The sequence below is a fragment of the Ursidibacter sp. B-7004-1 genome (assembly GCF_053654055.1).
The window spans coordinates 23,916-45,040 of record NZ_JBSIUP010000007.1; the positions used below are offsets into that span (position 1 = coordinate 23,916).

Sequence of the window (21,125 nt, forward strand, 5' to 3'; positions counted from 1 at the left end):
TAACCTCCATTTATTGAAATGCATCTTTTAGCTGCTGAACAGCTTGAAGTAACTGAGTTGCTCCACCAGCCGCAATATAGTTAGCATTGGGCATATAAACAATTTGTTTATTACGCCACGCTTTCGTTGTTCTTATCAATGGATTGTCGAGTACGGCTTGAGCTGATAGTCCTTGTTGTCCTAGAGAAGATGTACGATCTAAAACGAATAACCAATCAGGGTTATATTTTTGGATATACTCAAAAGAGATAATTTCTCCGTGACCTGAATTATTTAAATTTTTATTTACTGCAGGAATACCTATATCTTGATGTATCCAACTGCTTAGGCGAGAGTTCTCGCCAAAGGCGGAAATTTTATTGCCCGTAATGGAAATAACTAATCCATTTCCCTTTCCTTTGGCAAGAGAACGAGTTTGATCAAATAATAAGTTAATATTCTTTATCAGTTTTTGGCTTTGCTCTTGCTTATCAAAGAGAATACCTAGAGAAGCCAAATGCTGTAATCCAGTTTGTCTAATATTCTGGTTATCCACAGTAAGATCAATTGTCGGAGCTAGTTTAGCTAGGGCATCAAAATTGGCTGCATTTGGCCCTCCAGTAATAATGAGATCTGCTTTATATTGATAAAGTTTTTCATAATCAGGTTCAAATAATGTACCGACTACTTCTGCTTGTTGAAAAATTGGTTGTAAATAATCAATTTGCACAGGGGCTGTTGTTGCTCCAACATTCACACCTAATGTCATTAATGAATCCAATACAGCCCAATCAAACACTGCAATACGCTGTATCGGTAATTTAATTTCTATTTGTCCTCTTGCTGTTTCAATATGTTTAGTATCCATAGCTAGAGCAGATAATGTTGATAAGAAAATTAGAGTAAACCAATAAAATCTTTTGAAGTAGTTCATCATTCCTCCAATTACACAATTAAGAATTGTTATCATTTATTTATTCTAGGAGAAATTGATTTTATGGGTAAGCCTTCTATGAAAGTATTTCCCGATAGTGCTAGATTTTTTCCGTTGTGTGCTAATGTATTTATTACAAGGAGGATGGTGAGTAAGATATGTTTTCTACTTTTCTAAAACAATTATACAATCAATTACCCACCATTTTTTATGATTATTTTACTGCTAAGTGTAATTTTTTAATGATGAAATTAAGCAAGATGCCATATAGTGGTAAAAATAAGATAAGGCTTACAACCAGTTTGAAAGCGTAATCGACAGTACCAATCGCAAACCAATGTTCTGCCATATAAGGATCGCTACTTTGATAGAAAGCAACAGCAAAGAATACAAAGGTATCAATTAAGCTCCCAATGGTTGTCGAACTTGCTGGAGCTAACCACCAATTTTTGCCTTGACGTAAGCGGTTAAATACAAAAATATCCATTAACTGCCCCACTGCATAGCCTGCAAAACTTGCCAATGCGATACGAAATACAAATAAGTTAAATTCGGTTAGAGTTGTCAAACCTTGAAATGTGCCTTCAAAGAAGATCACTGAAATAATGTAACTTGTGATCAAAGCTGGGAACATTACTAAAAAAATAATTCGGCGAGCTAAATCTGCACCAAAAACCCGTACGGTTAAATCGGTGGCAAGGAAGATAAATGGAAAGCTGAACGTTCCCCAAGTTGTTGGAATAACGCTTTCTGTGAAAGGCAGCTTTATTTCAAAAGTAATTTGCACAAGGTAATTACTAATCGTGATAATAAAGATGTGGAATAGCGAGAGTAAACACAAAGAGCGACGCACTTGTGCATCGGAAAAGTTAAGAATAGTCATATTGTACCTTTTTGTTAAAAATTGGGGTTAGGGAACCCAAAATGAAAATAGGGGCGGAATGATACTCGCCATAACGGAAAAATCAAGTAAATTTAGTGCTATGCGACCTTTTCCTAAGGAATATAAAAGTTACAACAAGATTTAGAGTAGCTAAGAGTGGTGTAATTGACAAAATCCCATATCTTTGCCCATTACACCACATTAAACGTCAACGTAGGTACTAGTACTATCAATTTTCATTAGGTTTATCTGATTATCCCTATTCAGTATCTTCTAATACCACCCAGCCACTATCTAACCAGTCACACAGACTATCAAGTAATAATTCAAGTTGATCTTGGTTTTCCACTTTTGAAGCGAGTTTATTCCACGAAATCGCATCACCGTTAGCAATACGGATCAGTAAATTTGCTTCGGCATCATTTAATTCATCAATCCATTCACCATTGACATAAACTCGCAATGGGTTTTCGGTATAAAGAATTTTTACATTTGCATCTTGTTGAATAAATCCCCCCGCTTCCAACACTTCTTGTACTTCATCAGGGTAAAATTCGTTATCTTCGGTTAGTTGTTCATAACGGCGTGAGCTTACCGCAGTGGCTACACTATGAGTAAATAAGGCATCGAATTGTGTTGAATTTGCTAATAAATCAATGAGCTGAGCTTTTAATGTTGCTACCATTTTTGGATCGAGTAACGCATTTGGTTGGACGTTTGGCGATAAGCGGAATGGAATAGCAAATTGTGAGCTTGGTAAGGTTTCTGCTTGATGCTCAATCGTTTTACAGAGATTTTCAATTAAATCGGTTGCATTTGGATAGCGTAATCCGAATGAGAAAGTTAAACAGTCGTCTTGTGCAACGCCGTAGTGAGATAAACGAGATGGCACATATAACACATCACCAGGGGCTAAAATCTCATCAAAAATAATCTCGCCCATATCATCAAAGATACGAATTGGTTGATTAGGTTTAAATTCAGTACTTGGATCACACCATTTACCTAATTGCCAGCGGCGGTGTCCGTAACCTTGCACTAAAAATACATCGTATTCATCGTAATGTCTGCCAACTGAGCCACCAGCAGGGGCATAAGAGACCATAATATCATCACGTTGCCATTGTGGAATGTAATTGAATGCCTGCCATAATGCACCTAATTCTGGCGACCATTGTTCCAAATTTTGTACGAGAACAGACCATTGTTCTGGTAAATTCTCAAAATCTTCCGCAGAAAGTGGACTGCGTTTTAGTGACCATTTTTCGCCCTCCGCTTTTTGGTGAGTTTGAATTAAGCGAGAAATTACCTCTTCTTCTTGGGATAACTCAATAATATCTTGTGGCTCAAATAACCCCACGATTTGTGGTAATCCGTTACGGATAAGAAGCGGTCGTTTTTGCCAATAGTTTTGCAAAAAGTCTTCTGGGCTAATGTTTTCAGGTAAGCAGAATGGGATATTCATTTTTAACTCCTAGGCTTTATTTTTGCTTGCTAGTGTAGCGTATTTTAATGACAAGGTTAAATTTTCATAGATTTTGATGTAAAAAAAATGTTACAGGATATTTTGTTTCTGAGCATATTGTGTGATAATCCGCCGATTTTTATAACTTTTATCGCTAAGGAGTATTTTATGCAAGAAAATCCGCAGAAAAATAGTGCCATTCAACGCTTTCTACGTGGTGTAGAGTGGCTCGGTAACTTATTACCACATCCAATTATTTTATTTATGATGATGTGTGTCATTTTGATTGTGGTATCCGCCATTTTATCTTCAATGGGAGTAAGTGTGCCTGATCCACGTCCAAATGCTAACGGTACAATTGAAGTGAAAAACTTATTAAGTGCCGAAGGTGTTGGCTATATGGTCAGTAGCTTGGTGAAAAACTTCACAGGGTTTGCACCTTTAGGCACTGTATTAGTGGCAATGCTTGGTGTGGGTATTGCAGAAGCATCTGGGTTAATTTCTGCTGGGTTGCGTGGTTTAGTAATTGGTGCACCGAAAAAATTAGTAACATTTACCGTTGTATTTGCAGGGGTAATGTCTAATACTGCAGCAGAATTGGGCTATGTGGTGTTAATTCCATTAGCAGCTATGATTTTCCACGCTTTAGGTCGTCACCCATTGGCTGGTCTTGCTGCAGCATTTGCTGGGGTTTCTGGTGGTTATAGTGCTAACTTGCTTTTAGGTACAGTAGATCCATTGCTCTCAGGTATTACTCAAGAAGCTGCGAAATTGGTTGACCCAAATTACGTTGTAGGCCCTGAAGCAAACTGGTATTTTATGTTTATCAGTACTTTCCTTGTTTCGATTTTAGGTTATTTTGTAACTGAGAAAATTGTTGAACCACAATTAGGTAAATATGATCCTGCAAGTGCGTCTGATACGGAAATTTTAAATAGTAAAGTAGAAAAATTAACGCCATTAGAGAAAAAAGGTTTAGTTTGGGCTGGCGTTGTTGCTCTTGTCTTCTCGTTACTATTAGCGTGGTCTATTGTGCCTGAAGATGGTATTTTGCGTAATCCGAAAACAGGGTTAATTTCAGGCTCGCCATTCTTACACGGCATTGTAGTATTTATCTTTATTTTCTTTGGTATCCCAGGTTATGTATATGGCCGTATAACAGGCTCAATGAAAAATAATAATGATGTTGTTAAAGCAATGTCATCAAGTATGAGTTCAATGGGAATGTACATTGTGCTTGTCTTCTTTGCAGCACAGTTTGTGGCTTTCTTTGGCTGGACAAACTTAGGATCTATCGTAGCGGTAGAAGGTGCAAACTTACTGACTAAACTTGGTTTAACTGGGCCATCGCTCTTTATCGGATTTATTTTAGTGTGTGCCTTTATTAACCTGATGATTTCATCAGCATCTGCACAGTGGGCATTAACTGCACCTATTTTCGTGCCAATGTTAATGTTAGTGGGCTATGCTCCAGAAGTTATTCAAACGGCATATCGTATCGGCGATTCAACAACCAACATCATTACACCAATGATGAGCTATTTTGGCTTAATTATGGCTGTGGCAGTTCGTTATAAAAAAGATACAGGTGTTGGAACACTAATGGCAATGATGATCCCTTATTCGTTCATCTTTATTGTTGGTTGGACAATGTTATTTTACATTTGGGTCTTTGTCTTTGGTTTACCTGTTGGTCCAGGTTCACACACTTATTACCCTGCACCCTAAATTTAACTAAATAGATAGAGCAAGGCACTGACCTTGCTCTACTTTTATTTTCTCATCAATATTTCTCTTATTTTCTCCCAAATGGTATCACCATAATCAAACGTTAGTTGTTGCATAATGTGCTGTTCTTTGATCCTTTCAGGCAAACTTTCTGTATTAGCCACCACATACTCTTGATAAATACTTGCTTGTAGCTCGAAATGCACGCCCGATAATAAATAATACCCTTTACCTAATGTGCCATAAATAATCGCTGGACGTTGTTGGGAATAATAGCCAAGAATTTGATGAGTGGAATCCGATGATGCTACAAATGTTGCCCCACCGTGATAGTAGAATGGCTTACTTTGTTGATCAGCCAAGGTGATTTCAACAATCGCTTTAGATGCTACACTTTCATCATAGTACTGCTGTTGGGTTAAGTCAGGCAAAGAGCCGATCGCTACTCCATCAAATAACGCCAGCTCTCTTTTACCGAATACCTTATAATCTTGTCCTGTAAATTCTAGTTGCTTACAGGCATAATATGCCCCTGCACAGATACCAATATATAATCCCCCCTTCTCAATAAACGCCCGAATTAACTGATTACCCGCACCATTTAATTTGGCACAATAAGGCAGATCCGCTCCTCCTGGGATAATGAATGCAGCAGCATCTTCTAATCCTTGCTGAAGTAGTTGTTCAGTGTTAATAAAATGAGCTGAATACCCCAATTTCTGCGGTATAGCAAGTTGTAGTGATTTCACACCCACTTCACTCGTGCCTTCATCAGCGTAAATATAGACTGGTTTTACCACAATGATTCCTATTTTGTTTTACTTTATAAAATGCTTTTCAGTATAATCTGCCTGCGTTATTCAACCAAGGAGAACCTATGTTCACAGCACAATTAACCCAAACTAAAAGATGGTTAGAAGCTAACCGTGCTTTTGCTTTTATTCTGAAAACTGTAATCGGTGCAAATTTAATTGCTATTTTTGCTCAAATTTCAGTGCCTATGTATCCTGTACCAATTACGGGACAAACGCTTGCATTAACCGTTGTTGGTTTTGCATTAGGGCGAAAAGCCGCTGTATCAGCAGTATTACTTTACTTATTTGAAGGTGCAATTGGCTTACCTGTTTTTGCTAATGCGTCTTCTGGTTTCCAAGCCTTATTAGGCCCTTCAGGTGGTTATTTAATTGGTTTCGTGCCAACCGCTTATGTACTCGGCTATTTTAGCGACAAAGGTGTATTAAACTCATTCTGGAAAAGTGTTGCCGTTGCCTTACTTGCCACAGTAATTACCTTTGTATTTGGGCTTGCACAATTATCGTTATTTGTGCCTGCGGATAAAGTATTAGCCTTTGGTTTATATCCGTTTATCATTGGCGGTGTAATTAAAGCTGTGCTTGCGAGCTTATTAGTCATTCCATCTTATAAATTCTTCTCAAAATTATAGTCGTTTGATTTTAAATCAACTTATTTTAGACCTTGTAGCTTGCAAGGTCTTTTCTTAATAAATTTTGCAAAAAATTCCCACGATCTCATCGCTTACCGCTATAATAGCCGACATTTTTAACTGAATTTATCAATAGGAATCACAATGTCAGCAAAATTTAATGTGAAAACCTTTCAAGGAATGATCCTTGCATTACAAGATTACTGGGCGCAACAAGGTTGTACTGTTGTACAACCATTCGATATGGAAGTGGGTGCAGGTACATCACATCCGATGACTTGCTTGCGTGCATTAGGTCCTGAGCCGATGGCGTTTGCTTATGTACAACCTTCACGCCGCCCGACTGACGGTCGCTACGGCGAAAATCCAAACCGTTTACAGCACTATTATCAATTCCAAGTAGTGATTAAACCGTCTCCAGACAACATTCAAGAACTCTATCTCGATAGCTTAAAAATGTTAGGCTTCGACCCGACTCAAAACGATATTCGTTTTGTAGAAGATAACTGGGAAAACCCAACATTAGGAGCGTGGGGCTTAGGCTGGGAAGTGTGGCTCAACGGAATGGAAGTAACTCAATTTACCTATTTCCAACAAGTTGGCGGTTTAGAATGTAAACCTGTTACAGGTGAAATTACCTACGGTTTAGAACGTTTGGCAATGTACATTCAAGGCGTAGATAGTGTATATGATCTTGTTTGGTCAGACGGGCCACTAGGTAAAACTACTTATGGCGATGTATTCCACCAAAACGAAGTCGAGCAGTCCACCTACAACTTTGAATATGCTGATGTGGATTTTTTATTCAAATGTTTTGAGCAGTACGAAAAAGAAGCGCAATATTTATTGGATCTCGAAAAACCACTCCCTTTACCTGCTTACGAACGCATTTTAAAAGCTGCTCACAGCTTTAACTTATTAGACGCTCGCAAAGCAATTTCTGTGACCGAACGCCAACGTTATATTTTACGCATTCGAGCCTTAACTAAAGGCGTGGCGGAAGCTTACTATGCAAGTCGTGAAGCGTTGGGGTTTCCGGGGTGTAAGAAATAGCTACAATCACAACTATGATGTTTAAAATATGCAGATTGTAAAATGGTCCTCCCACCAAGCCAAATACTTTGCTTGGCAATTAACACGCCAAGCACAAAATGGTACAATCGAATCTCTCGCTTCCACTCTGGTTGATTCTCAAGTGGATTTAAATCCGCACCAAGTTGATGCCGCCTTGTTTGCCTGCCAAAATCCCTTGTCGCACGGCGTGATTTTGGCGGATGAAGTTGGCTTGGGTAAAACCATTGAAGCCGGCTTGGTGATTTTGCAGCGCTGGGCGGAGCGTAAGCGCCATATTCTGATTATTACTCCTGCCAACCTGCGCAAACAGTGGCATCAGGAATTGCAGGAAAAATTTGGTCTGCAAGGCATGATTTTAGAGGCCAAAAGCTATAACGCCGCCAAAAAAGAAGGCGGCAACCCTTTCCGCCAAGATGTACCGATTATCTGCTCCTACCAGTTTGCCAAAGCCAAGGCGGAAGACATCAAGCAGATAGACTGGGATCTGGTTGTAATGGACGAAGCGCACCGTCTGCGCAACGTCTACAAAAAAGGCAATGTCATCGGCAAAACCTTGAAAGAGGCGTTGGCAAACGTTACCAGTAAAGTGCTGCTGACGGCGACACCTTTGCAAAACTCCCTGCTGGAGCTTTACGGCTTGGTCAGCATGATTGATGAGCGCATTTTCGGTGATTTGGACAGTTTTCGCGATCAGTTCGGTGCCAGAGCCACCGAGAAGACTTTATTAAGCCTGCGCCAGCGTTTAAGCCCTGTATGCAAACGCACCTTGCGCCGGCAGGTTCAGGCCTACGTTCCCTATACCCAGCGCCTTGCCATCGTGCAGAAATTTACCCCGTCCGAGCAGGAGCAAGCCTTCTCTTCATTGGTTGCCGACTATCTGCGTCGCCCGAATCTGCAAGCCATGCCCGAAGGCCAGCGGCAGCTGATTTCCTTGGTGCTCTGGAAACTGCTTGCTTCCAGCAGCCGCGCCATTGCAGGCGCCTTGGATACCATGAGCAAGCGTTTGCAAGGCGTGTTGGATCAGTCCAAGCCGCAAGATTTGGTGGAAATCCTCGATGAAGACTATGAAAGCCTGGATGAAACCGCCGAAGAATGGGAGGAAGAAACCGAGCCGAATATTCTGAGTAAAGACGAATACCAAGCCATTGCCGATGAAATCGAAGAACTCAAACACTTCAAAATATTGGCTGAAAATATCCGCGAAGACGCCAAAAGCCGTGCGCTGATAAAAGCGCTTGCCACCGCCTTTGCCAAACTCAAAGAGCTGGGCGCTGCGCAAAAAGCCATTATTTTTACCGAATCCAAACGCACGCAAGATTATCTGCTGCAATGCCTGTCTGAAAGTGAATACGCAGGAGAAAACGGCGAAGGCATTGTTTTGTTCAACGGCACCAATAACGACGAAAAGGCGAAAAAAATCTATAAAAACTGGCTCAAACGCCATGAAGGCAGCGACAAGATCACCGGATCCAAAACTGCCGACACCCGCGCCGCACTGGTGGAATATTTCAAAGAGCAAGGCACCATCATGATTGCCACCGAAGCGGGCGCAGAAGGCATCAACCTGCAATTTTGCTCGCTTATCATCAACTACGATCTGCCGTGGAACCCACAACGCATCGAACAGCGCATAGGTCGTTGCCACCGTTACGGGCAAAAGCACGATGTGGTGGTGGTCAATTTTGTGGATGAAAGCAACGAAGCCGACGCCCGCGTATATGAATTGCTGGAACAAAAATTCCAACTGTTTAACGGCGTATTCGGTGCCAGCGATGAAGTCTTGGGGGCGATTGGTTCGGGAGTGGACATCGAACGGCGCATTGCCGACATTTACCGCCGTTGCCGCCAGCCCGAAGACATCAAAGCCGCTTTTAATGAACTGCAACGCGAGCTTTCGGACGAAATCAACCAAAACATGGTTAAAGCCCGCCAAACCCTGCTGGAAAACTTCGATGAAGAAGTGCGCGACAAACTGCGTATCCGCAACCAAGAAAGCCGCGATGCACTCAAAAAATACGAACGTATTTTAATGGATTTAACCCAAAGCGAATTGGCAAAACATGCCGATTTTGATACAGAAGGGTTTACGCTCAAAAGCCTGCCTGAAAACCTTTCAGACGGCCTCAATACTGTTTCGTTAGGGCGTTACGAACTACCGCGCAAAAGCGGCGAAGCCCATCTCTACCGCATCAATCACCCCTTGGCGCAAGCCATCATCAAACAAGCCAAAAACCGCGTCTGTCCGCCCGTACGCCTGCAATTTGACTATCAGGCGCATGGCAGCCGCATCAGCACGCTGGAAACCTATCGTAGCCAAAGCGGGCAACTGGCCGCCAAGCTGATCAGCATCAGCGCATTAAACGACACCGAACAGCATCTGCTGATTGCCGCCGTTACCGACAACGGCGAACCCTTGCCAGCCGACGACCCCGAAAAACTCTTGAAACTGCCCGTCCGTGTACTCGGTGCAACCGAACAAACAAGCATTCAGACGGCCTTGACCGCTGATATCGATAACCGCCTCCAACAACTGCAAAACGACGCTACAAACCGCAATCTAGGCTACTTTGAGCAAGAAGTGCAAAAACTCGACGACTGGATGGACGATCTCAAACACGGCTTGGAACAAGACATCAAAGAAACCGACCGCGAAATCAAAGAAGCCCGCCGCACCGCTGCCACTACCGCCACGCTGGAAGAAAAGCTGGTTTGGCAGAAAAAACAGCGCGAGCTGGAAAACAAACGCAGCAAACAGCGGCGGGAACTGTTTGACAAACAAGATGAAATTGAAAACCAACGCAACCGGTTGATTGAAGATTTGGAAGAGCAGTTAAAGCAGCAGGTTGATGAAGAAGAATTATTTTTTATTGAGTGGGAGATGAAGTGATGATACGCGCCAGTATTAATATTAAAGGTTTGGTAGAACGTTTGGAACTTTCTCAAGCCAAGGCAATGATGCCTTTATTTGAAGCCATATCAAATGCTATTGATGCAATTCAAGAGCTTAATGATGGATTTCAAAAACATAGCGTTTTTATTAAATTAATATCAGCTAATGATCTTGTTTATCAAAGTGGAGATAATAATTTTATTGTTGATGGTTTTGATGTTGTTGATGATGGTATCGGATTTAATGATGAAAATGTAACGTCATTCAGGGAAGCGTATACTCTGTCTAAAGTTAAACTAGGCGGGAAAGGAGTGGGTAGATTTACATTTTTAAAAGTATTTTCTTCTGCAAAAATTCAAAGTGTATTTACAGACAGTAATAAAAATTATCTACGCGAATTTGATTTTTCTATAAAACATGATTTTCAGGGTATAGATGAAATTAAATCAACAGATCGGAAAATTGGAACAAAAGTTTCTCTGCGGTTAATGGATGAAAAATATAAAAAAGGCTGGCCACAAGATCCCAAAATCATTGCAGAGAGAATTATTGCACATTTTTTAATAAGATTTGCTTCTCGATCATGCCCAAAAATTTTCCTTGAAGCTGATGGACATGAAACCATAAACCTCAACAAGCTTTTTGATTCAACTATCGTTAATCATATCCAAGAGCAATCATTTGAAGTTAAGAAGAAAGTTTTTTCATTGCAAACCTATAGAAATAGAGATGGGCGCACTCGTCATGCTATTCATTTATGTGCAAATGGTCGAGAGGTCGTATCAGGAAAATTGCGTGATTTGCTGCCCGAATTGCCCGATAAATTTTTAGATGATAACCAAGATCCTTACACTTTGATTGTATTAGTAACAGGTGAATATCTTGATGAAAATACCAATCAGGAACGTACCCATATTGTATTTCAATCAGATAATGAATTTGACTATGAAGAAGAGCTGATTTCAAAACAGGATTTATATAAAGAAATAGCAAAAACCTTGAGACCTTTATTGGCGGATGATCTTAAATCCACTAATGAAGAAAAATTATCGAAAATCGAAGAATTTGTTATTGAGGCTCCTGAATACCGCGCTTTGACGCACCCTCGGTATAAAGAGAAACTGGAGCAAAAAATCCAACCAGGATTATCTGATGAAAAATTAGATGAAGCACTACTTCATGTTAAACGTGAGATCGAGGATGAGGTAAAAAAAGAGAGCCGACATATAGCCGCATTATTTGAAACAGAAACATTTGAACAATACCAAGAAAAATTTAAAGAGCTTGCAGAAAAGACCAATGAAATTGGTAAGGCACAACTTGCCGCGTATATTGCTCATCGAAGAACAATATTGGATTTGGTGGGTAGCAGTCTTAAAAAGAAACGTTCAGATGACAAATATCCTCTAGAAAAAGTATTACATAAAATGATTTTTCCTATGGGTGTAACTTCAAAAGATATTTTCTTTGAGCAACAAAATCTTTGGCTAATTGATGAAAGGCTTTGTTATCACACACTTTTAACTTCTGATAAGAAGTTAAAAAGCATATCAGGATTGGAAAATACGTCATTAAAAGAACCTGATATATTTGCTTTTTTCTATGACACGCCTATAGGTGTGTCTGAACCTGATAATTTGCAGGGAGGTGGGGTAGTTATTATTGAATTTAAACGCCCCGGTCGTGATGATTACGATAAAGATCCAGCAGACCAAATTATTCAAAGGTTTAGAGAAATTTCAGAAGGTGATGTGCAAGATATCGATGGCAGAATGGTAAACCCACAAAACTTACGTTATACAGGCTATCTTATAGCAGACTTAACACCATCACTAAGAAATCAAGTTTTTGGAAGATATCATAAGACTGCCGATAATGAAGGATATTTCTACAATTTGGCTGAAGGAAATGGAAATATTGAAATTATTTCTTACGACAAATTAGTTAAAGATGCCTTGCGTCGGAATCGTATACTGTTTGATAAATTGGGGCTGTATAAGGGCTAAGAAGTATGAAAAACCAAAAACTAGAACTCACTTGGATAGGTAAGGACAAGCGCCCTAAGTTGGAGGCGCGGATTTTGTTGGAGGATGCGGAGAAGTCGTATCATGCGCCCACCCGTTCGGAGCAGGCGATTTTTGATAATCGGCTGATTTTTGGTGATAACCTGCTGGCGCTCAAGGCGTTGGAGCAGGAGTTTGCGGGTAAGGTGAAGTGTGTGTTTATCGACCCGCCGTATAACACCGGCAGTGCGTTTGCCCATTATGATGACGGACTGGAGCATTCGATTTGGCTGGGGCTGATGCGCGACCGTTTGGAGATTATCAAGCGCTTGCTGGCGGATGACGGTTCGCTGTGGATTACCATTGATGACAATGAAGCGCATTATTTAAAGGTGTTGTGTGATGAAGTGTTTGGGCGGGGGAATTTTGTAGCGAATGTGGTTTGGCAGAAAAGAACTTCACCTGATAATCGCCTACGACTAGGTAATGCACATGATCATATATTGGTATATGGAAAACAACCTTTAATTCACCAAAAATTCAATCAGTTAGAAGTAAATGATTCTAGGAAAAAAGATTTTAAAAACCCTGATGATGATCCTCGAGGAGCATGGGCTTCAACTGATTTTACTGGAATGACAGGGCACGCTACCGCATCTCAATTCTATACAATTACAGCACCGAATGGGAAACAACATCCCCCTCCTGAAGGAAGGTGTTGGGCAATCAGTGAAGCAACTTTTGAAAAACTGTTAAATGAAAATCGTGTTTGGTTTGGGAAAGATGGAAACTCTCGTCCTAGACTAAAGCGCTTTTTGTCCGAGATGGAAGGGCAAAATGCATGGTCTTGGTGGAGTAATGATGAGGTAGGACATAACCAAGAAGCAAAAAAAGAAATTAATGGTCTTTTTGGTGCAAAAAATCCATTTGATACACCTAAACCAGAACGTCTAATGAAGCGTATCTTAGAGCTAGCCACCAACCCCGGCGATCTAGTCCTAGACTCTTTCGCCGGTTCCGGCACCACCGGTGCAGTCGCGCATAAAATGGGGCGGCGTTGGATTATGGTGGAGTTGGGCGAGCATTGCCACACGCATATTATTCCGCGTTTGCAAAAGGTGATTGACGGCTCCGATCAGGGCGGGATTTCCAAGGCGGTGAACTGGCAGGGCGGCGGCGGTTTCCGTTATTACCGCTTGGCACCGACCTTGATTGTGAACGATGCTTGGGGCAATCCGATTATCAATCCCGACTATAACCCCGAAATGCTTGCCGAAGCGCTTGCCAAGCTGGAGGGTTTTACTTACAGGCCGTCTGAAACTTTGTGGTGGCAGCATGGATTTTCCAGCGAGCGCGATTTTATTTATGTCACCACGCAAACCCTGTCTGCCGAGCAGTTACAGGCGTTGTCGGACGAAGTGGGCGAAAACCAAAGCCTGCTGGTGTGCTGCGCCGCTTGGCGCGGCATCACGTCGGCGCAGGCGGCGGAGCGTTTCCCGAATCTTTCTTTGAAAAAAATCCCGAAAATGGTGCTGGCGCGCTGCGAATGGGGGCATGACGATTACAGTTTGAATGTCGCCAATCTGCCGATGGCGGAGCCTGAACCGATGCCGTCTGAAAAACCATCTGCCACCAAAACAAAGACTGCGAAGGGCAAAAGTGCGGTCGAAAATCAGCAAGATTTTTTTGAGGGGGAAGCGGGCGGTGAGTAAAACGGTAAAAAAACGAGATGTTTCCATCACCCGCTCATCGGCGGCGGAATATTTGACTTTTGTGGCGGCTACGGGTGGCAATTCCCAGTCTGTGGAAATGAGATATGAACATGAGAATGTTTGGCTCACTCAAAAAATGATGGCGACGCTCTACGATGTTTCTATTCCTGCCATCAACCAGCATCTGAAAAGAGTTTTTGACGATGGCGAACTGATGCCGGACGCAGTTATTAAGGAATACTTAATAACTGCCGATGACGGCAAGCAATATCGCACCAAACATTATAATTTGCAGGCAATTATCGCTGTCGGTTTCAAGGTGAATAATGAAAGGGCGGTACAATTTCGCAAATGGGCAACCGGTATCGTTAAGGACTATACCATTCAAGGCTGGACGATGGATGTGGAGCGCTTGAAAAAAGGGCATATGTTCACGGATGAATATTTTGAGCGGCAGCTGGAATATATCCGAGAAATCCGTCTGTCTGAGCGCAAGTTTTATCAGAAAGTAACCGATTTATATGCCACGGCCTTTGATTATGACAAACAGGCGGCTACTACGCGTGAGTTTTTTGCTTTGGTGCAAAACAAACTGCATTGGGCGGTGCATCGCCATACGGCGGCAGAATTGATCGTCGAGCGCGCCAATGCCGATAGGCAGCATATGGGGCTGACGCATTGGGAAGCTGCGCCGCATGGGAAAATCATCCGCTCTGATGTATCTGTTGCAAAAAATTATTTAAGTGAAACGGAAATGACATATCTTGAACGGATCGTTTCGCTCTATCTGGATTTTGCCGAGCTTCAGGCGATGCGGAAAATCCCGATGTCTATGCAGGATTGGGCAAAACGGTTGGATGGTTTTCTTGAGTTCAATGGCAATGAAATCCTGACCGGACCGGGAAAAATTTCACACGAACAGGCAAAATTGCACGCCGAAACTGAATTTGAAAAATACCGCATTGTGCAAGACCGCTTGTTTGAAAGTGATTTTGACCGCCTGTTAAAACAAACGGATAAGGAAAACGGATCATGACCACAAGAATTCAAAACCATATCAACGGGCGTTTGTCTTTGCGCGCGCCGCAGGCACAAAGTCTGGCGAAACTGAAACAGGCGCTGGATGCCGCACCGGAAATACTCAAGCACGGGCGTGATGTGGCGGCGGTGCTTGAAACCCTGAAAGCCGAATTTCCGACCTTGCAGGAGTTTGAACGCGATTTTCCGTCGTTGTGTTTTGCCTTGGCAACGGGGGTGGGCAAAACCCGCTTGATGGGGGCGTTTATTGCCTATCTGCATTTGGCGCACGGCATCAACAACTTTTTTGTGCTGGCGCCGAATCTTACTATTTACAACAAGCTGATCGGCGATTTTTCGCCCAATACGCCGAAATATGTGTTCAAGGGCATTGGCGAGTTTGCCGTGAACCCGCCGCGCGTGATTACCGGCGATAACTATGAGCAGCAAAGTCTTGGGATGGCGGATTTCTTTACCGAAGTGCGCATCAATATTTTCAATATTTCCAAAATCAATTCCGAAGTGCGCGGCGGCAAGGAGCCGCGTATCAAGCGGATGCGCGAGGTATTGGGCGACAGTTATTTCAATTATCTGGCCAATTTGCCCGATTTGGTGCTGTTGATGGATGAATCGCACCGCTATCGGGCGCAAGCGGGAATGCGGGCGATTAATGAATTAAATCCGCTGCTTGGTTTGGAATTAACAGCGACGCCATTTGTAGAATCAACCAAAGCACCCATTCCATTTAAAAATGTGGTGATGGATTATCCTTTGGCGCGGGCGATGGAAGATGGTTTTGTAAAAATGCCTGCGGTGGTAACGCAGCGTAATTTTGATGCGAAAAATTATACGCCCGAGGAAATTGAAAAAATCAAGCTGGAAGACGGCGTGCGTTTGCATGAGAACACCAAAGTAGAGCTGCAAACCTTTGCACGGGAAAACGGCGTGGCGGCGGTGAAACCCTTTATGCTGGTGATTGCCCGCGATACCACGCATGCGGCAGGGTTGCTGGCATTGCTGGAATCCGATGCCTTTTATGGTGGACGTTATGCGGGCAAGGTGATTCAGGTGGATTCCAGCAAATCGGGCAAAGACGAAGAAGAGATGATTGCGCGGCTGTTGGCGGTGGAAAGCGTGGACGAGCCGACTGAAATCGTGATTCACGTCAATATGCTTAAAGAAGGCTGGGATGTCACCAATCTTTATACCATTGTGCCGCTACGCGCCGCCAATGCCCGCACCTTGATTGAGCAAAGCATCGGTCGCGGCTTGCGTTTGCCTTATGGCAAGCGCACCGGCACGGAAGTGGTGGACAGGCTCAATATCGTGGCGCACGACCGTTTTCAGGAAATTATTGATGAAGCTAACAAAGGCGATTCAGCATTACGGCTACAGCAAGTCATTTTAGAACCTGAAAATATGGACGAACAGAAGGTGAGCGTCATTGTACCTAGTAGTGCAGAAAGCCATTTAGGATTGGCAGATACTCATACCACAGCAAGAGACCTACCCATATTCCAAAATGAGACGGAAAAACAAATTGCCCGTAAGGTGATGGAAATTGCTGCTCAATATGAAACTCGTCCACAACAGGTACCAACTTCACAAGCCTTATTGCAAGCAGATATTCAGGCAAAAATCACCGAAGAAGTGAAACAGCAGTTGCAAGGTACGCAAGGCGAATTATTGGCGGATGAGCTGCCCGATGTCGCAGAAATTGTGGCGAAAACCACGCAAGTATTGGTGGCACAAACCATTGATATTCCGCGCATCACCGTGATGCCGGGCGGGGAAGTCAGCACAGGGTTCCACCCTTTTACTCTGGATGTCGGCAATCTGCACTTGCAGCCGGGTGCGCGCGAAATTCTGATTCACAACCTGCATACTGATGAGCAAAGCAGCCTGTCTGCCGAATTGGGGCTGGTCGAGAAACGCCCCGAAGACTATATCGTGCATGCGCTGATTGATTTTGACGATATTGATTACTTCACCCAGTCCGCGCTTTTGTATGACCTGGCAGGACAGATGGTGCGGCATTTGCGCAGTTATCTTTCCGAGCCGGAAACGCTGGATGTACTGGATAAAAACCGCCGCCTGATTGCACGGGAAATCCATGCGCAGATGATGGCGCATTTCTGGGAAAAAGCTGCGCATTATGAAGCGCATGTCAGCCGTGGTTTTACTGCGCTCAAGCCCTGCCACTACACCGCTTCGGTAAACGAGCCGGTGCGTTCGGTGCGCGATACGCTTGACGATAAAAGCCGCATCAAACAGATGCTGTTCGGCAACTTTCAAAAATGCCTGTATCCGCTGCAAAAATTTGATTCCGACACCGAACGCCGCTTTGCCGTAATTCTGGAACGTGATGCGCAAAAATGGTTCAAACCGGCTTTGGGGCAGTTTCAGATTTATTACAAACTGGGGAATGCGCAAGCCGAATATCTGCCCGATTTTGTGGCAGAAACAGAAAACAGTATTTTCATGGCGGAAACTAAAGCTTGTGTAGATTTAGAGACCTCAGAAGTACAAGCCAAAGCAGAGGCAGCAAGAGAATGGTGTAAATATGCCACTGATTATGCACTAAAAAATCACTCAAAAAGGTGGCATTACTTGTTAATACCGCATAACGAAGTGATTGAATCTAAAAAACTGGTAGATTTTTTGAGATTTGAGAAAGGATAGAAGAGGTGCTATTAGCGAATTATTAATATCGCACATAACTTTTTCTACTATTGGCATTTTATGGCATAATAATTGGTAAAATTATCAAAATAATATGCTCTTCAAAACTCATTTGGAATGACTTATGACAAAACCCATACTCTTTTTTGCTCATCTCTGCCCCGATACTGAGCCTTTTGTGGCAGAGTTGGCACGGTTAAACGTGGATTATGAAAGCGTAAATATTCTGGAATCAATGGCAAACTATAAACGTTTTCTGTTCTTGCGAGATCGCCATTCCGCTTTCGACCACGCTAAACAAAACCGCTATATCGGTATTCCCGCTTTGTTATTAGCTGATGAGAGAGTGGTTTTGGATAAAGATGAGTTAAGTTCAATGTTTAAATAAAAGTACGGTGCTTCTTGTGAGAGTTTTGTAAAATTTAAGGGAGACTTAATATGCAACCTTACTCAAAATCCCTCAAACCACTTTCACAGAAACTTCGCATTGAACAAACAGATGCAGAAAGAAAATTATGGCAACGGATAAACCGAGATCAGCTTTTAGGTTTTCGTTTTAACCGCCAAAAGCCACTGTTGAATTACATTGTGGATTTTTACTGCCCGAAAGCAAAGTTGATTATTGAATTAGACGGTAGCCAACATTACGAACCGGATTATCAGGAAAAAGACCGCTTGCGTGATGCGGAACTAAACTCACTAGGATTTACCGTAATGCGGTTTAGCAATAATGAAATCTATTTTGAAATTGAAGCGGTGGTAGAGCAGATTTATTTGTTTTTGGAGAAGGTTAGGACAAATCTCCCCTAACCCCTCTTTACTAAAGAGGGGGATCGGATCTCCAAGAATTTAGAGAATTGCGTTCTTCATCAGCAATAGAAAAATTTAAAATGCAAAGTAGCCCACAGAACGTAATTTTTGCACAATTCCAGTCCCCCTCTTTAGCAAAGAGGGGCTAGGGGAGATTTGGTAGAAGTGAAAACAAAGTGAGAGAATAAATAAGCAGTAGGACTTCTAACAACTTTTGCAAATTTTTCCAAAAAATTTACCGCTTGTATAGATAAGATAGTGCTCGTCTTTGGACGGGTGCTAATAAAGTAAGCACTCGTGTGGACACGAGCGCTATCGGGGAATTTAATAGAAAAATAAATAATTCAAAATAGAGAAAAACAAAATGACAACACAAAACTTCCTCGCCGAGATCGGCACTGAAGAGCTGCCACCGAAGGCACTCAAAAAATTAGCGACCGCATTTGCGGAGAATATAGAACAAGAATTAAACCAAGCAGGTTTAGCTTTTGATAAAGTAGAATGGTTTGCAGCACCACGTCGTTTAGCGGTGAAAGTTCTAGGTTTAGCAACCGCTCAACCGAGTAAAGAAATCGAGAAACGTGGGCCTGCGGTGTCGGCGGCGTTTGATGCAGAAGGCAAGCCGACCAAAGCGGCTGAAGGCTGGGCGAAAGGCTGTGGTATTACCGTTGAGCAAGCAGAGCGTATCGCTACTGACAAAGGCGAATGGCTAGTTCATCGTGCGGTGATTGAAGGTCAGCCGACCCGAAACTTACTTGTTGGCATAATCAGTAATTCTCTTGCGAAGTTGCCTATTCCAAAAACAATGCGTTGGGGCGATAAAACCGAACAATTTGTTCGCCCAGTGCATACGGTCACTTTATTGTTAGGCGATGAGTTAATTGAAGGCGAGATTTTAGGTGTCGCAAGCGGTCGCACCATTCGTGGACACCGTTTCCTTGGCGAACGTCAATTCCAAATCGATCACGCTGAACAATACCCACAATTACTGAGAGAAAAAGGCTCTGTGATTGCAGACTTCAACGAACGCCGTTCTGAAATTTTTGCAAAAGCTCAAGCGAAAGCAACCGCTTTAGGTGGTGTAGCAGATATTGAAGACGACTTACTTGATGAAGTAACCTCCCTTGTTGAATATCCGAATGTGCTTGCGGCAAAATTTGAAGAGCGTTTCTTAGCTGTTCCTGCGGAAGCTCTGGTTTACACAATGAAAGGCGACCAAAAATACTTCCCGATTTATGACAAAGACGGAAAACTTCTCCCACACTTTATCTTTGTATCGAACATCAATCCTGATGATCCAAGCAAAATCATTGAAGGGAACGAAAAAGTGGTTCGCCCACGTTTAACCGATGCGGAGTTTTTCTTCAAAACCGACTTAAAACAGCGTTTAGAAGATCAATTGCCACGTTTAGAAACCGTTTTATTCCAACAACAGCTTGGCACATTGCGTGATAAAACCGCTCGTATTGAACAGCTTGCAGGCGAGATTGCAAAACAGATCGGGGCGGACGAAGCCAAAGCTAAACGTGCAGGTTTACTCTCAAAATGCGATTTAATGACGAATATGGTGTTTGAATTTACCGATACGCAAGGCGTGATGGGAATGCACTATGCTCGCCACGACGGTGAAGATGAAGAAGTGGCAGTAGCGTTAAATGAGCAATATATGCCACGCTTTGCTGGTGATGAGTTACCAAAATCGTTGGTAGCGAGTAGCGTAGCCTTAGCCGATAAATTTGACACGCTTACAGGGATTTTCGGTATCGGTCAAGCACCAAAAGGCAGTGCCGATCCGTTCGCTTTACGCCGTGCGGCATTGGGTGCGTTACGCATTATCGTAGAGAAAAACTTACCGCTTGATTTGGCTGAAATTGTGAAAAAATCCACCGCACTTTTCGGCGATAAACTTACGAATACCAATGTGGTTGAAGACGTAGTGGACTTTATGCTTGGTCGTTTCCGAGCGTGGTATCAAGATGAAGGCATTGCAGTCGATGTTATTCAGGCTGTACTGGCTCGCCGTCCGACTAAACCATCTGATTTTGATGCACGAGTGCGTGCGGTATCCCATTTCCGCACACTAGACGCAGCAGAAGCCTTAGCGGTAGCGAATAAACGTGTGAGTAACATTCTGGCGAAAGCAGATATTGCAATTGGTGCGATTGATCTCACCGCTTGTATTGAGCCTGCAGAGAAGGCATTAGCAGAAGCCGTGCTAGCGTTAGAGAAAGAAGTTCAGCCATTGATTGCACAGAGCGACTACACCGCAGTGCTAGATAAATTGGCGAATTTACGTCAGCCAGTAGATAATTTCTTTGGTAACGTAATGGTGAATGCAGAAGATCCAACCCTTCGCCAAAATCGTTTAGCGATTTTAAATACGCTACAAAACTTGTTCCTACAAGTTGCGGATATTTCGTTATTGCAATAATTTCCGTTAATCCGACCGCTTATGGCAACGTAAGCGGTCTTTTTTTAAGAAATTTTACTTATTTGAGATAATC

General features: G+C 42.7%; 15 protein-coding genes. 11 read left to right on the forward strand and 4 right to left on the reverse strand.

Annotated features, from left to right (window positions below; genetic code table 11):
* Positions 1-10: 10 nt before the first annotated feature.
* The 3 genes from ACWIW0_RS03540 to ACWIW0_RS03550 form a co-directional block, all read right to left on the reverse strand.
* Entirely contained in the window at positions 11-847 is an 837-nt protein-coding gene (locus tag ACWIW0_RS03540) for a siderophore ABC transporter substrate-binding protein (RefSeq protein ID WP_454452225.1), read from the reverse strand.
* A 280-nt stretch (positions 848-1,127) separates the two neighbouring features.
* Positions 1,128-1,796, reverse strand: a complete 669-nt coding sequence (locus ACWIW0_RS03545; protein WP_454452226.1) for a 7-cyano-7-deazaguanine/7-aminomethyl-7-deazaguanine transporter — start codon at positions 1,794-1,796, stop codon at positions 1,128-1,130.
* A 259-nt stretch (positions 1,797-2,055) separates the two neighbouring features.
* Positions 2,056-3,261 (reverse strand): ribosomal protein uL16 3-hydroxylase, encoded by a 1,206-nt coding sequence (locus ACWIW0_RS03550; protein WP_454452227.1) that lies wholly within the window; start codon positions 3,259-3,261, stop codon positions 2,056-2,058.
* Between the two features lie 168 nt (positions 3,262-3,429).
* On the opposite strand from ACWIW0_RS03550, the gene ACWIW0_RS03555 reads away from it, so the two are divergent.
* Positions 3,430-4,989 carry an AbgT family transporter gene (locus ACWIW0_RS03555; protein WP_454452228.1) on the forward strand — a complete coding sequence of 520 codons (1,560 nt, stop codon included), beginning with the start codon at positions 3,430-3,432 and terminating at the stop codon, positions 4,987-4,989.
* Positions 4,990-5,033: 44 nt separating this feature from the next.
* On the opposite strand, the gene ACWIW0_RS03560 is transcribed toward ACWIW0_RS03555, so the two are convergent.
* On the reverse strand, positions 5,034-5,789 hold the full coding sequence (locus ACWIW0_RS03560) for a BPL-N domain-containing protein (RefSeq protein WP_454452229.1): 756 nt from the start codon (positions 5,787-5,789) through the stop codon (positions 5,034-5,036).
* A gap of 77 nt (positions 5,790-5,866) precedes the next feature.
* Between ACWIW0_RS03560 and ACWIW0_RS03565 the strand changes: the two genes are divergently transcribed.
* From ACWIW0_RS03565 to glyS, 10 genes are all read left to right on the forward strand, one after another.
* Positions 5,867-6,433, forward strand: a complete 567-nt coding sequence (locus tag ACWIW0_RS03565; protein WP_454452230.1) for a biotin transporter BioY — start codon at positions 5,867-5,869, stop codon at positions 6,431-6,433.
* A 144-nt stretch (positions 6,434-6,577) separates the two neighbouring features.
* Positions 6,578-7,486, forward strand: a complete 909-nt coding sequence (gene glyQ, locus ACWIW0_RS03570; RefSeq protein ID WP_454452231.1) for a glycine--tRNA ligase subunit alpha — start codon at positions 6,578-6,580, stop codon at positions 7,484-7,486.
* Positions 7,487-7,514: 28 nt separating this feature from the next.
* Positions 7,515-10,394 carry an SNF2-related protein gene (locus ACWIW0_RS03575; protein WP_454452232.1) on the forward strand — a complete coding sequence of 960 codons (2,880 nt, stop codon included), beginning with the start codon at positions 7,515-7,517 and terminating at the stop codon, positions 10,392-10,394.
* A complete protein-coding gene (locus ACWIW0_RS03580; RefSeq protein ID WP_454452233.1) occupies positions 10,391-12,403 on the forward strand; it encodes an ATP-binding protein in 2,013 nt (670 codons plus the stop codon). Before ACWIW0_RS03575 ends, ACWIW0_RS03580 begins: the two co-directional genes overlap by 4 nt.
* Positions 12,404-12,408: 5 nt before the next feature.
* The gene (locus ACWIW0_RS03585) at positions 12,409-14,112 is read left to right on the forward strand and encodes a site-specific DNA-methyltransferase (RefSeq protein WP_454452234.1); all 1,704 of its coding nucleotides are present in this window, start codon (positions 12,409-12,411) and stop codon (positions 14,110-14,112) included.
* Positions 14,105-15,148: a virulence RhuM family protein gene (locus ACWIW0_RS03590; RefSeq protein WP_454452235.1), complete on the forward strand. Its 1,044-nt coding sequence runs from the start codon at positions 14,105-14,107 to the stop codon at positions 15,146-15,148. The genes ACWIW0_RS03585 and ACWIW0_RS03590 overlap by 8 nt, the downstream gene beginning before the upstream one ends.
* On the forward strand, positions 15,145-17,811 hold the full coding sequence (locus ACWIW0_RS03595) for a DEAD/DEAH box helicase family protein (protein WP_454452236.1): 2,667 nt from the start codon (positions 15,145-15,147) through the stop codon (positions 17,809-17,811). Before ACWIW0_RS03590 ends, ACWIW0_RS03595 begins: the two co-directional genes overlap by 4 nt.
* Before the next feature lie 124 nt (positions 17,812-17,935).
* Positions 17,936-18,199 (forward strand): hypothetical protein, encoded by a 264-nt coding sequence (locus tag ACWIW0_RS03600; RefSeq protein WP_454452237.1) that lies wholly within the window; start codon positions 17,936-17,938, stop codon positions 18,197-18,199.
* A 50-nt stretch (positions 18,200-18,249) separates the two neighbouring features.
* Positions 18,250-18,621, forward strand: coding sequence for an endonuclease domain-containing protein (locus ACWIW0_RS03605; RefSeq protein ID WP_454452238.1), 372 nt, complete (start codon positions 18,250-18,252; stop codon positions 18,619-18,621).
* A gap of 364 nt (positions 18,622-18,985) precedes the next feature.
* Complete coding sequence (gene glyS / locus ACWIW0_RS03610) at positions 18,986-21,052, forward strand: glycine--tRNA ligase subunit beta (protein ID WP_454452239.1); 2,067 nt, start codon at positions 18,986-18,988, stop codon at positions 21,050-21,052.
* Positions 21,053-21,125 lie beyond the last annotated feature (73 nt).